The following is a 13,882-nucleotide window of genomic DNA, read 5'->3' on the forward strand; positions in this document are numbered from 1 at the left end:
TAGAGTTGACAAAGCAACACACGAACATTAATCTTAATTTTTACTATCATGAAAAGTCTAAAACTTATTTCATCAGCCATTGCTATGCTTATATGTTTCGTATCCATAGCACAAGAAAAAACAATTTCCGGAATCATTTCAGATGAAAACAAACAGCCAATTCCGGGTGCGAATGTTTTCAATGAAAGTACAAAGGCCACTGCCACAACCAATTTTGATGGCCGATACAGTATTCAGGCAAAAACAGGAGACATGCTTGTTTTTAACTACGTTGGATATAAAACCCAAAGACAAAAGGTTCAAAACTCAAACACAATTAATATTCAACTTTTTGCAGAAAGTCTAAGCTTAAATGAAGTTGTTGTAGTGGGTTACGGAACAAGAGACGCTGAATATGAAGATCGAAGTTATGCTCGTGCAGAAAGAAAAAAAGCAAAAATGACTACTTCTGTAGCCTTGCAAGGAAAGGTCGCCGGAGTTCAGATTCAGAATAATGTTGGATATGTTGCAAACCCAAGTCCAACTGTTTCCATACGCGGAATCGCTTCGGTTTCTGCAAAAAACGAACCAATGTATATTATTGACGGAGTTCCTGCAAAAGCCAGTCAAATGGCAAAAATTAATCCGAATGATATTGATAATGTTTCTGTTTTAAAAGACAAAGCTGCAACTTCAGTTTACGGAAATAAAGCTTCTAATGGCGTTGTTGTTATTTCGACTAAAAATGAAATTTACAAAAACCTTTCGGAAAAAGAACTGGATAAAAAATTAAATATCATTCCAACACCAACTGAACCAAATCAGGAAGATTATGACACTTTCGTGGAAAATGCTTTCGAAAGTCCAAAAACTGCACCGCTTTCTACGTTTTCAATTGATGTTGATAATGCTTCATATACGAATATCAGACGTTTTTTAAACAACGGACAGCAGGTTCCAAAAGATGCAGTGCGTGTAGAAGAAATGGTTAATTTTTTTAAATATACTTATCCGCAGCCAAAAGATGAAAATCCGTTTTCTATTAATACGGAAGTAAGTAATTCTCCTTGGAATTCAAACAATAAAATCCTGAAAATTGGTTTACAAGGAAAAAACATTCCGACTAACGATTTACCTGCTTCGAATCTTGTTTTTTTAATTGATGTTTCAGGTTCAATGAGCGATATGAACAAATTGCCTTTACTAAAACAATCCATGAAAATTTTGGTAAATGAATTACGAGCAAAAGACAAAGTTGCAATAGTGGTTTATGCGGGCGCTGCGGGAATGGTTTTGCCACCGACTTCTGGCGATGAGAAAAAGACAATTATTGACGCATTGGATAAATTAGAAGCCGGCGGAAGTACTGCAGGTGGCGCAGGAATTGAACTGGCTTATAAAATTGCAGCCGAAAACTTTATTAAAAGTGGAAACAACAGAGTAATTCTCGCAACTGATGGCGATTTTAACGTTGGAAATTCTTCAAATACTGATATGGAAAAATTAATTGAAGAAAAAAGAAAAACAGGCGTTTTCTTAACTTGTCTTGGTTACGGAATGGGAAATTACAAAGACAGTAAAATGGAAGTTCTTGCCGATAAAGGAAATGGAAATTATGCTTACATTGATAATATTCAGGAAGCAAATCGTTTTTTAGGAAAAGAATTTAAAGGCTCGATGTTCGCTATTGCGAAAGATGTAAAAATCCAGATTGAATTTAATCCGAAACAAGTTCAGGCGTATCGTTTGATTGGTTATGAAAACAGAAAACTTCGTCCGGAAGATTTCAAAAACGATGCAATTGATGCCGGCGAATTAGGAAGCAATTATACCGTTACGGCTTTGTATGAAATTATTCCAGCTGGTGTAAAAAGTGATTATTTAGCTGAACAGCCAGATCCTTTAAAATACACTAAAACAGAACCCGATGCGAACAATTACAGTAATGAACTGGCAACTATAAAATTCCGTTACAAAAAACCTGATGGCGAAAAAAGTATCGAAATGGTTCAGGTTATTGAGAACAAATCGGTTGTTTTGGAGAAAGCGAGTGATGATATGAAATTCAGTTCGGCTGTGGCTTGGTTTGGATTGAAATTGAGAGATTCAAAATTAATTGCTGACAAATCTTCGGATGAAATTGTAAAATTAGCGAAGCAAGGAAATTCAAACGATGGCGAAGGTTATAAAGCTGAATTTATTCGTCTTGTCGAAGGCGCGAAACAATACAATTAATAAAAATTATATTACATTTGGGCTTTATTCGAAAACTTATTTTATTCACGTATGAACCCAATTTTAAGCCAAAATCTATTTTTAGTTAAAGAACACGTCGGAATGTTTAAAGCCTCAAACAATTACGACATTTATAATCCGGAAAGCAATCAAATTATCATGAACTGTCGTGAAAACAATTTGGGATTTTTTACCAAAATACTGCGTTTCACAGATTACAAAAGAGCAACACCTTTTAATGTTGAAATCACATCAGCTACGGGTGAAAAATTAATAACTGTAAAACGAGGAATTGCAATATTTAGATCTACTGTTGAAGTTTTAGATGAAAAAGATCGTTTGATTGGAACTTTCAAACAAAAATTCTTTTCGATTGGAGGACGATTTGAAATTTTAGACAAAAACGAAAGGCCGGTTGCAACACTTCAGGGAAAATGGACAGGCTGGGATTTTAAATTCTCACATGAAAATAAACAATTGGCTCAGGTAAGTAAAAAATGGGCTGGAATAGGAAAAGAATTCTTTACAAGTGCTGATAATTATGTACTTCAAATTGAAGAAACTGTACCAAATGACAGTCCGTTAAGACAATTGATTTTGGGAGCTGTAATGTGTATTGACATGGTTCTGAAAGAATAACGAAAAGTTGTTAAACTTAGATTAAGAATACTTTATAAAGCATCATTTTAGTTTTCAAAACATTATTTTTGTAAGACTTAAAATGATGCTTTATGCATTTCTAAAAATACAATCATGACCGACTTAAAAAATAAAAATGCCTTTATTACCGGCGCCGGAAAAGGAATAGGAAAAGCCGTTGCAATTGCTTTGGCAAAAGAAGGTGTAAACCTGATTTTGGTTTCGAGAACGCAAAAAGATGTAGAACAATTGGCTGACGAAGCTTCAAATTTGGGCGTAAAAGCGATTGCCATAACCGCCGACGTTTCTGATATCGATTCTATAAATGCCGCGGCAGAAAAAGCTTTGGCCGAATTTAAACATATTGATATCTTAATCAACAATGCAGGAATTGCTTCTTTTGGAAAATTCTTAGAATTAGAACCAGAAGCATGGGAAAGAATTATTAAGGTAAATTTAATGGGAATCTATTATACAACCCGAGCGATTATCCCAAATATGATTGAAAGACAAACCGGAGACATTATCAATATTTCATCAACTGCCGGATTAAACGGAAATGCTTTGACAAGTGCCTACAGCGCTTCTAAGTTTGCTGTTTTAGGTTTAACCGATTCTTTGATGCAGGAAATGAGAAAACACAATATTCGTGTTACGGCGTTAACACCGAGTACAGTTGCAACTGATATGGCAAAAGAGCTGAATTTAACAGACGGAAATCCGGAAAAAGTAATGCAGTCTGAAGATATCGCAGATTTGATTATTGCACAACTTAAATTAAACCGAAGAGTGTTTATTAAAAACAGTAGTATTTGGTCAACTAACCCATAAAAAATAAATTACAATATTTAAATTCCAAATTCCAATCTCAAAGTAATTGGAATTTGGAATTTTATAAGATTGGAATTTTAAAAAAAATAGTATGGAACAATATTTAAGACAATTAGTCGAAATAGAGTTTGAAGATAAAAAACAGATTTTTACAGGATTTCTAATCGACTATTCTGATGAGTGGATTTTACTTCGAAATAATCCTGTTGATTTTGTTTTGGATGGCTTTGTTATTTTACGAAATAAAAATATTTTGGCCGTTAATCGAGATCATGATTTGGCTTTTACAGAAAAAGTGATCCGATTAAAAGGATCAAAAATCAATTCGGAAGATATTATTCCGATTCGAGATTTGGAATCCATTTTGAACTATATCAGTACTAAATACGGGATTTTTCAAATTGCTAAAAAATCCGCTAAATCCGCTTATTTAGGAAAATTGCTTTCGCTTACGAATGAAGAACTTCTGATCGACTTTCTTGATATCAGAGGACAATTTGGTGGAGAATTAAGCTTCAATCCTGAAAAAATCAGAGTTATAGAATTTGATACGGACTATATTAATTCGTTGAAGTTGGTTGTTCAGGATAGTGAATAATTCATTAAAAAACAGAAAAGCCTCTAAAAAGAGGCTTTTTTTTGTCATTCCGAGAAACGAGGAATCACACTAATAATTCCATATGCTATTATTGTCATTCTTTGTAGAGTCTCGAGTGTGATTCCTCGTTCCTCGGAATGACAAACTTTACGTTTAAACCTCTGCCAATTTATTCAAAAACTCCAAACGAACACTTCCATCCTCATCAATTTTAGTCAAATTGATTTCTTGTAAAGTATTAACCAATTCCGGATTCCAAGGTGTTTTTACTTTTACGTAATTTTCGGTAAAACCGTGAATATAACCTTCTTTGTTTTCGCCTTCAAAAAGAACGGTTCTATTTGTTCCTAATTGACTTTCATAAAAAGCACGACGTTTTTTAACAGATAAACCACGCAACATTTTGCTACGTTTTGCACGCACATTTGCCGGAACAACTCCATCCATATCTACAGCCTCAGTATTATCTCTTTCAGAATAAGTGAAAACGTGTAAATAAGAAATATCCATTTCATTCAAAAAATGATAGGTTTCTAAGAAATGTTCGTCAGTTTCTCCAGGGAAACCTACAATAACATCCACACCAATACAGGCGTGAGGCATTACTTCACGAATTTTGTTTACACGATCTGTATAAACTTCACGCAAATAACGGCGTTTCATTAATTTTAAAATATCATTGCTTCCGGATTGCAGCGGAATATGAAAATGCGGTACAAAAGTGCGGCTTTTTGAAACGAATTCGATTGTTTCGTTTTTCAATAAATTGGGTTCGATCGATGAAATTCTCAAACGCTCAATTCCTTCTACTTTATCTAAAGCCTGAACTAAATCCAGAAAAGTATGTTCGTGTTTTTTGTTCCCGAATTCTCCTTTTCCGTAATCACCAATATTAACTCCGGTCAAAACAATTTCTCTGATGTTTTGAGCCGAGATTTCTTTTGCGTTTTTTAACACATTTTCTAAAGCATCACTTCTCGAAATACCTCTTGCTAATGGAATTGTACAATACGTACACTTATAATCACAGCCGTCCTGAACTTTTAAAAATGCTCTTGTACGATCTCCGATGGAATAACTTCCTACGTAGAAATCAGCTTCAGCAATTTCGCAGGAGTGAACTTCACCCATATCGTTCTTGCTCAAATCATTAATATAGTCTGTGATTTTAAATTTTTCTGTCGCTCCTAAAACCAAATCAACACCATCTACGGCTGCTAATTCTTCGGGCTTTAATTGTGCATAACAACCAACAGCAGCAACAAAAGCTTTTTCATTCAGCTTCATTGCTTTTCGAACTACCTGCTTAAACTGCTTATCTGCATTTTCTGTAACAGAGCAAGTATTAATGACATAAATATCTGCTATTTCTTCAAAATCGACGCGATCAAAACCTTCGTCATTAAAATTTCTGGCTATTGTAGAAGTCTCTGAAAAATTCAGTTTACAACCCAGCGTATAAAAGGCAACTTTCTTTCTGTTTTCCATAATCTGTCTTAAACTAATGAAATCGTTGTCAAAAAATTTAAGGGTGCAAATTTACAAACAATATTTGTAAAAGAAAATCAATAAGCCACTTCGTTTCAACAATTTGACTTATTAGTGTAATTATTAAAAGCAAAAACAGGTCTAAAAATTATATTTATTTTAAAAACCATTTTCTAGTTTTAACTTTAAGCGATTTAATTCAATAAGAATAAAATGACAAAACATCGATTAAATACACATTTCATCGATTAAATACTGTTTTTTATCTTTTGAATTGAAATTTTCTTACATTTAATCTGCTTTTACTTTTTTTTGAAAATGCAAATTGGAAGGCAAAAATAAAAGATTGAAAAAATATTGATTTTTAGTAACAAAATAGTCGCAACAATTTTGAATTTCCCTCGTTATGTTGTTGCTTTGTTATAATAAAAGATGGGCAAGCCGAAACCCATAATTGTAGGCATAAATTTAAACTATAAACTCCAAATGAAATTATTTCTACCCGCAATCTGCCTCATGTTCTTAACCGTTTTCAGTTCGCAAGCACAAACAACGCCTGCTCCAAGCACTAATCCGTTTCCTTCGATCAGTACTTTGACCAATTGGGCAAGTTTAAACTCTCAGTCACAGTTTGATATTGCTATTAGAGCAGTCGGCTTTAAATTTGAAGTAAAAGAACCAGGAGCAGAATCTACTGCCTACACTTATATCCGTAAAGTAACCGTAAATGAAGTAAACTATACTGATAGAATTGTGTACAGAATTACCAATAATAATTCGGCAAGTATTATTTCTTTGGTAACCGCTTCTACTGATTTAGTAAGTCTTTACACTCCGCAATTGGCATCATTCAAAAACAACAACTGTAAAACTGAAATGTCTAAAGACAAAAACACAACTTGCAGCTGCTACGAAAGTGCAAATTTTGCAATCGATCTTTGCGATGAGCGTGTAAAATTAACAATGGGTGACGGAAATAAATATTTCGTTTCTGTAGCTAAAAAATAATATTTCGCAAATACTACTCTGAATTGTTTTCAAATCTTTACGGACTTTTTATGTATGTAAAGATTTGAAAGACACTTCTTAGTTTGAGTTTGGATTTTTTAGTTCATACCAAACTTCTAATTCTTCTTGATACTCAAAAGAATTTATATAATTAAATCCGAGTTTTTCTAAGATCTTTCTCGAATTTTCATTTCCTGCATCCGCGTAAGCGTAAACCGCATCAACTTTCATATCATTAAAAGCATGCGCTATGAAAGCTTTCCCTGCTTCTGTAGCATATCCTTTTCCCCAATGCTTTTCTATAAAACGATATCCTAACTCATAAAAGTTTTTGTGATTATTGATTTCGTCTGTGATATACTTTATTCCTGACCAACCAAGAAATTCATTGGTTTCTTTAAGAATTACCGCCCAGCGACCTGTTCCAAAATCCTTATATTGTTTTTGAACAAATTTGATATAATCGCTACTTTCTTCGATATGCTTAATAGGCTTGTTACCAACAAACAAATGCACATTCGGATTAGATTCCAATTCAAACAATCCTTCAGCATCACTTGCAAGAAATTCTCTTAAAATTAAGCGTTCGGTTTCAATTGGATTTTTCATTTTATACTTAGTTTAAAATATATTTTTGCACAACCTCAGCAACGCCGTCGTCATTATTTGATGCTACAATCAGATCGGCTCTGTCACGTAATTCAGGCGTTACATTATCTACCCAAACTCCCAAACCAGCATATTCAATCATAGTCAAATCGTTTCCTGCGTTACCAACAGCAATAATTTCTTCTTGAAGAATTCCTAATTTATCTGCCAAAAGTTTCAAACTAGCAGCTTTGTCGATACCTTGCTGAGCAGCTTCTAGAAAGAAAGGTTTCGACATTGAAACACTTAAATGTGGCATTTTAGCTTTCAGATCTTCTTCTAATTCCTTTAATTCTGAAGGTTCTTTCAACAGAATACATTTTACAGCCGGTCGATCGACATAATCTTTAAAACTAGAAACCATAAGATGAGGCATTCCTGTAATCTCTTTCTCGATTTCGATAAATTCAGAATCGGTTTCGCTTATAATTTCGTCGTCTAAATAAGTTATGATATGCGTATTCATTTTCACACTGTAATCGTACAAATCGTGAATTTGTTCAACAGTTAATTTCTGTTCAAATAAAACCAAATCGTCTTTTACACGACTTATAATCGCTCCGTTAAACGAAATCATATAAGAATCGTTGATATCTAATTCCAATTCTTTTGCATAAGCCGTCATTGCTGAAGTCGGACGGCCCGAAGCCAGAACTACATAAACACCTTTTGCCTGAGCTTCTAATAATACTTTTTTATTTAAATCTGAAATTCTATGATCGTCTGTCAACAAGGTATCATCCATGTCGAGCACTAACATTTTGTATTGCATTTTTTTTAGTTTTCAGTTCATTCTAATCGCAGTCACAGTTTTCAGTCGCAGTTTTGCATCGTAAACTGAAAACTGAGACTGAATACTTCTTAAAGGCTCATTCTAAAATCTTCGATAACCGGATTTGCTTTTGCAAAATCGGTTTCCTGAATAAAAACCTCAACTGCTAAATCTGTTCCGCCAAAACCTCCCAAACGAGCTGACTGGATATTATCTTTTTTTACTGTCTCTACTCCAGCTTCTTCTAATCTTTCCTGCAAAGCAATTGCTAAAACTTCGCTTCCTGAAAACACCTTCATTAATCCCATGAAATTATATTTTTATTATTTATTGTAATATCACTTTTAATTGTTCTTGAAAACGTTCATTTTCATTCATTCCAATATGTCCTTGCCCTTTTAAAAGATACAAATGACCTTTAGAATTTAAAATTTTATTTAGTCTAATCGAATTTTCAACTGGAATCAATTGATCTTCTAATCCATGAAAAATATAAATTGGCGCTTTAACTTTTGAAAGGTATTGATACGTTTCTAAATGAAACTTTTTCATAAAATCCGGAAAAAACCGAACTCTCGAACCTGACAATTCTGTAAAGCTATAATAAGGAGACTGCAGTATTAAAGCCTTTGGTTTATTCTCGGAAGCCAGTATAGTCGAAAACCCTGAACCGATCGAATAGCCGGCAATAATAATTTTATTTTGAGAATATCTTTTACATAACTCTTTATAAACAATGGAAATATCTTTATTTAATTGGTCTTCATTTTCAATTTCACCTTCACTCTTACCAAAACTTCTATAATCCAGAATAAAAATATCATAATCTAAAGAAGTATATGTTTTTGCTATACTTCCCCAATTTTCAAGCGTTCCTGCATTTCCATGTAAATAAAAAATGAGTCCTTTCGGTTTTACCGCCTTAAATAGCAATCCGTTTAAATTTACACCATCAAAAGATTTGATCTTTAATTCTTCAAATGGACTTTGATATTCAAACTTATGTTGTTTTGGAAGAGATGCACTTTGAAAAATCATCTCAACTTGATTAAAGTATACATAGGAAATGACAATTAAATAAATTATAACAAAAAACGCCAGTAGCGCAATTGTCAAAAATTTAAATGTTTTTATCATTTCCATAAATAGCGAAAAGCTTCTTATTCCTCTTCTTCTACGTCATCTTCCTCTTCATCCAATTCTTCCTCACCTTCTTCATCCATATCGAATAAATAAGGTTCCAAAAGCATTTTATCGGCTAAAATTTCGATACGTTCTGTCAAATTATCAGTAAAAATTAAACGCTGTGTTTTAGCAATACTATTTGAGATACGCATGATTTTGGTTTCATGGCGCAATTTTAGAATAGGATCTGCATCGTCAAGAATAAACATTCTCAAACGGTTTACATTATAACCAGCAGTAGAGAACATATCACTCAATTTTGTTGGTGTTCCAATCAAAACGTCAATTCCGGTCGATACATAGTTTTTATCGTAGTCCATGTCGCCTTTGTCGTGCACTCCATAAACTTCCAGATTGGTATATTTTCCGTACTTCTCAAAAAGCTCTTCCATTGCCAATACTTTTTCTTTGTCCTCGACAATGATTAAAGCACGCGGAGATTCTTCAGTTTTTCCTGCCAACTGCTGAATTACATTCAAAACAATTGTAGTTGTTTTTCCGCTTCCATTTGGAGAAACAACAATACAATCAGCACCACTTTTTATAGTCGAAAAAGTTTCCATCTGCAAAACATTTGCTTCTGTTAAACCATTTTCAATAAGTGCATCCTGTAATTTTTCGTTTATTTTTTTTAGTTTCATGTTTTTTATGCTTTAGGCTTTAAGCTTTAGGCTATAAGCTAAAATAGTATTATTTTTTAAAGCCTAAAGCTTAAAGCTTAAAGCCTATTGCGCGAAGTACCTATTTACTGGCGAACATTTTTACATCATTTTCAGAGATTTCACTTCCTCCTAAAATGATTAATCTTTCTACCACATTTCGAAGTTCGCGAATATTTCCTGTCCAATCGTATTCCTGTAATAATTTTATGGCTTGCGCCGAAAATACCTTAACTGCATTTCCTTGTTCTGAAGCAATTTTCTCTGCAAAATGCTTGATCAAAGCCGGAATATCATCGCGTCTTTCATTCAATGGCGGTACTTTAATTAAAATTACTGCCAAACGATGGTATAAATCCTCACGGAAACGACCTTCGGCAATTTCTGTTTTCAAATCTTTATTTGTTGCCGCAACTACACGAACATCAACTTTAATATCTTTATCGGCACCAACTCTGGTAATCATACTTTCCTGTAAAGCACGCAAAACTTTGGCTTGCGCCGAAAGGCTCATATCCCCAATTTCATCTAAGAAGATAGTTCCTTTATCAGCCGCTTCAAACTTTCCGGCACGATCTTTCACTGCCGATGTAAATGCACCTTTTACGTGTCCGAACAATTCACTTTCAATTAATTCACTCGGAATCGCAGCGCAATTTACTTCAATTAAAGGAAAATTAGCACGTTCGCTTTTTTCATGTAATTGATGCGCCACTAATTCTTTTCCGGTTCCGTTTGGTCCCGTAATCAAAACTCTGGCTTCGGTTTGAGCTACTTTATCAATCATTACTTTAATATGATTAATAGATTCACTGTCACCAATCATTTCGTAATTTTTGCTGACTTTTTTCTTTAAGATTTTATTCTCAACAACTAATTGTTTTTTGTCCAAAGCATTACGAACGGTATTCAATAAACGATTCAAATCTGGCGGTTTTGAAATATAATCGAAAGCCCCCAAACGCATCGTATGAATCGCGGTTTCCATATCGCCATGACCTGAAATCATCACCATCGGAATTTCTGGTTTTATCTTTTTTACAGCTTCTAAAACCTCAACACCATCCATTTTTGGCATTTTGATATCACACAAAACCAAATCGTAATCATTATTTTTTATTTTTTCAAGTCCCACAACGCCATCTTCCGCTTCATCAACCTGATACGAATCATTTTCTTCTGATAATATTTTTACCAAAACTCTTCTGATCGCTGCTTCGTCTTCGACAATTAGTATTTTACTCATTTTTTTCTAAGGTTCAAAGTTGCAAAGTTACAGAGGTACAAAGTTTAAAATCTTTGTCGCTATGTTACCTATTAACCTGCTATTAGTAATATCTCTTTTATGCTTCAATACAGTCTTAAAGTTGTTTTTCTAAGTTATAAAAAATTCAAATAAAAAAACTTTGAACCTTTATCCCTCTGTAACTTTGCAACTTAAAAAACTAGTACTTCAGCCACTTATACAATTCCTTCCAAGTTGGTTTTTTCCCGTACATTAAAATACCAATTCGGTAAATTTTTGCAGCGAACCAAACGACAAGGAAAAAGGTAGCAAACAATAATGATACCGAAATTGCGATTTGCCACCACGGCACACCAAATGGAATACGCATTAACATTACTATTGGTGAAGTAAGCGGAATCATTGAAAATGCAACCGCAACAGTTCCGTGTGGATCATTCACTACTGTAAAAAATCCGATGTATACACTTAAAATTAAAGGCATTAAAATTGGCAAAAGAAACTGCTGCGAATCGGTTTGATTATCGACTGCGGCACCAATTGCCGCGTAAAACGAACTGTACAGAAAATAACCCCCAATAAAATAAATTACAAAGCCAATAATAATGCTGGCAATTGGCAGATTCCATAATTCAACAATATACATTTGTGCCGAGCCTGAGAGTTCGTGTTGCGCTGATTGCATTAACTCTGGTGAAATTCGCGCAGTTGGCCCAACATTTACACCAAAAAATGCCGAAGCAGCAAACATTAATCCCAAACCAATAATTGCCCAAATTATAAATTGTAAAATTCCAGCCAGTGAAGTTCCAACAATTTTACCAATCATTAACTGAAATGGTTTTACCGATGAAATTATAATTTCAATAATTCGGTTTGTTTTTTCTTCGATTACGCTTCTCATTACCATATTTCCATAGATGATAATGAACATCATAATTAAATAACCAAAAGCACCGCCTATTGCGATTTTGATTTCATTTAAACCTTTTAAACTTTCTTCACCTGAAGCTTTAACCAAATGGATATTTACATTTGACTGTGCTTTCTGGATTGCCAAAGTATCCAGTTTTGCTTCTTCCAGATTTAGCTTCGTAATTTTATTTCCAATGATATCCTGCGTGTTTTCAATAAAAGAAATACTCGGACTATTATTCGAAATGAATTCAATTTTATTTTCTAAATCTTTTGAATTATTTGTCTTTGGAACAATAATTAATCCGCTGAAATTCTCTTTTGTAATACTGTCTTTTAAAGCTTTTACATCAATTTCAGATAAATTATAGTACTTAAATTCTGAACCTTTTTTATTTTCTTTCAGAAAGTCAGGAGCAAAAAGCCCTGTTTCATCGTGAATTGCAATTCGTTTTGTTTCAGCTTTCATTGAACTCAAATAACCAATAAAAACCGCAATCGCCACAAATAAAAGCGGACTCAAAAAAGTCATGACAACAAAAGATTTATTGCGGACTTTGGCAATAAATTCTCTTTTTATAATTAATGAAATAATACTCATTTTTAGATTAGTTAGATTTTTAGACTTCTTAGATTGTTAGATTTTTTTGATTCTCAGATTTGATCTAAAAATCTAAGATATCTAACAATCTAAAGATCTATCCTGTTACGGTTTGAATAAAAATATCGTTTATGCTTGGAATTTTTTCAACGAAATGTGTTACTTGTCCGCGTTGTGTAAGGACATTTAATAATTCATTTGGCGAAGCATTCCCAATTTGAATATTCAATTTCAAATCATCATTTAGTGATTTAAAACTCGCAGGCGAAACCGTGAATTTTTGCGTAATATCATACATCAAACCTTCAACATTGCTGGTCAAAATTCCAACTTCAAAACTATTGGTTCTAAATTGTCGTTTTACATCAACAACTTTTCCTTCAATCAATTTATTAGACTTATGAATTAAAGCAATATTTTCACAAAGTTCTTCTACACTTTCCATTCTGTGTGTCGAAAAAATGATAGTAGAACCTTGTTCTTTCAAGGCTAAAATTTCATCCTTAATCACATTTGCATTAACAGGATCAAATCCGGAAAATGGTTCATCTAAAATCAGCAATTTTGGCTTATGCAAAACACAAACCACAAACTGAATTTTTTGTGCCATTCCTTTAGAAAGTTCTTGGATTTTCTTGTTCCACCAACCTTGAATTCCTAAACGGCCAAACCAAAAATCCAATTGTTTTTTGGCTTCAGCTTTAGAAAGTCCTTTCATTTGAGCCAAATACAAACATTGCTCACCTACTTTCATGGAGCTGTACAAACCTCTTTCTTCAGGAAGATACCCAATAGTTTGCACGTGTTTAGGTTGTAGTTTTTCTCCATCCAGAATTACTTCACCGCTGTCTGGCATAGTAATTTGGTTTATGATTCGGATTAAGGAAGTTTTTCCAGCTCCATTGGGACCTAAAAGTCCATATATACTGCCTTTTGGCACATTTAATGAAACTTCGTTAAGCGCTACATAATCGCCATATTTCTTTACGACTTTATGTACTTCGAGTAAGTTGCTCATTTGTTTTTTAGGATTTTCTGCTTTGCTTTTACCATTCTGGCGCAAGCGACTGTAAAAGTA

Annotated in this window: 14 protein-coding genes; 5 read left to right on the forward strand and 9 right to left on the reverse strand. The window is 33.6% G+C overall.

Features of this window, described 5'->3' with window-relative positions:
- Positions 1–48: 48 nt before the first annotated feature.
- The 4 genes from BD847_RS14480 (at position 49) to BD847_RS14495 (ending at position 4,282) form a co-directional block, all read left to right on the forward strand.
- The gene (locus BD847_RS14480) at positions 49–2,214 is read left to right on the forward strand and encodes a vWA domain-containing protein (RefSeq protein ID WP_115888962.1); all 2,166 of its coding nucleotides are present in this window, start codon (positions 49–51) and stop codon (positions 2,212–2,214) included.
- 51 nt (positions 2,215–2,265) lie between these two features.
- Complete coding sequence (locus BD847_RS14485) at positions 2,266–2,853, forward strand: LURP-one-related/scramblase family protein (RefSeq protein ID WP_115888963.1); 588 nt, start codon at positions 2,266–2,268, stop codon at positions 2,851–2,853.
- A gap of 114 nt (positions 2,854–2,967) precedes the next feature.
- Complete coding sequence (locus BD847_RS14490) at positions 2,968–3,684, forward strand: 3-ketoacyl-ACP reductase (RefSeq protein WP_115888964.1); 717 nt, start codon at positions 2,968–2,970, stop codon at positions 3,682–3,684.
- 91 nt (positions 3,685–3,775) lie between these two features.
- Positions 3,776–4,282: a hypothetical protein gene (locus tag BD847_RS14495; RefSeq protein WP_115888965.1), complete on the forward strand. Its 507-nt coding sequence runs from the start codon at positions 3,776–3,778 to the stop codon at positions 4,280–4,282.
- Positions 4,283–4,435: 153 nt separating this feature from the next.
- On the opposite strand, the gene mtaB is transcribed toward BD847_RS14495, so the two are convergent.
- Positions 4,436–5,770 carry a tRNA (N(6)-L-threonylcarbamoyladenosine(37)-C(2))-methylthiotransferase MtaB gene (mtaB, locus tag BD847_RS14500; protein ID WP_115888966.1) on the reverse strand — a complete coding sequence of 445 codons (1,335 nt, stop codon included), beginning with the start codon at positions 5,768–5,770 and terminating at the stop codon, positions 4,436–4,438.
- A gap of 486 nt (positions 5,771–6,256) precedes the next feature.
- Here mtaB and BD847_RS14505 point away from each other — a divergent pair, with 486 nt between their 5' ends.
- Positions 6,257–6,778 carry a hypothetical protein gene (locus BD847_RS14505; protein WP_115888967.1) on the forward strand — a complete coding sequence of 174 codons (522 nt, stop codon included), beginning with the start codon at positions 6,257–6,259 and terminating at the stop codon, positions 6,776–6,778.
- A gap of 78 nt (positions 6,779–6,856) precedes the next feature.
- Here the strand turns inward: BD847_RS14505 and BD847_RS14510 are convergent, their stop codons facing one another.
- The 8 genes from BD847_RS14510 to BD847_RS14545 all read right to left on the reverse strand — a co-directional run bounded on the left by BD847_RS14510 (position 6,857) and on the right by BD847_RS14545 (position 13,822).
- Complete coding sequence (locus BD847_RS14510) at positions 6,857–7,387, reverse strand: GNAT family N-acetyltransferase (protein ID WP_115888968.1); 531 nt, start codon at positions 7,385–7,387, stop codon at positions 6,857–6,859.
- A 7-nt stretch (positions 7,388–7,394) separates the two neighbouring features.
- Positions 7,395–8,198, reverse strand: a complete 804-nt coding sequence (locus tag BD847_RS14515) for a Cof-type HAD-IIB family hydrolase (RefSeq protein ID WP_115888969.1) — start codon at positions 8,196–8,198, stop codon at positions 7,395–7,397.
- An 89-nt stretch (positions 8,199–8,287) separates the two neighbouring features.
- Positions 8,288–8,506: a putative signal transducing protein gene (locus BD847_RS14520; protein WP_035647983.1), complete on the reverse strand. Its 219-nt coding sequence runs from the start codon at positions 8,504–8,506 to the stop codon at positions 8,288–8,290.
- A gap of 19 nt (positions 8,507–8,525) precedes the next feature.
- The gene (locus BD847_RS14525; RefSeq protein WP_244201610.1) at positions 8,526–9,236 is read right to left on the reverse strand and encodes an alpha/beta hydrolase; all 711 of its coding nucleotides are present in this window, start codon (positions 9,234–9,236) and stop codon (positions 8,526–8,528) included.
- A gap of 122 nt (positions 9,237–9,358) precedes the next feature.
- Entirely contained in the window at positions 9,359–10,024 is a 666-nt protein-coding gene (locus BD847_RS14530) for a DEAD/DEAH box helicase (RefSeq protein ID WP_115888971.1), read from the reverse strand.
- A gap of 100 nt (positions 10,025–10,124) precedes the next feature.
- Complete coding sequence (locus BD847_RS14535) at positions 10,125–11,288, reverse strand: sigma-54-dependent transcriptional regulator (RefSeq protein ID WP_115888972.1); 1,164 nt, start codon at positions 11,286–11,288, stop codon at positions 10,125–10,127.
- A 199-nt stretch (positions 11,289–11,487) separates the two neighbouring features.
- Positions 11,488–12,804, reverse strand: coding sequence for an ABC transporter permease (locus BD847_RS14540; protein WP_115888973.1), 1,317 nt, complete (start codon positions 12,802–12,804; stop codon positions 11,488–11,490).
- A 97-nt stretch (positions 12,805–12,901) separates the two neighbouring features.
- Positions 12,902–13,822 carry an ABC transporter ATP-binding protein gene (locus BD847_RS14545; RefSeq protein WP_115889036.1) on the reverse strand — a complete coding sequence of 307 codons (921 nt, stop codon included), beginning with the start codon at positions 13,820–13,822 and terminating at the stop codon, positions 12,902–12,904.
- Positions 13,823–13,882: the final 60 nt, after the last annotated feature.

The organism is Flavobacterium cutihirudinis (genome assembly GCF_003385895.1).
In the GTDB taxonomy this organism is placed as follows: Bacteria; Bacteroidota; Bacteroidia; order Flavobacteriales; family Flavobacteriaceae; genus Flavobacterium; species Flavobacterium cutihirudinis.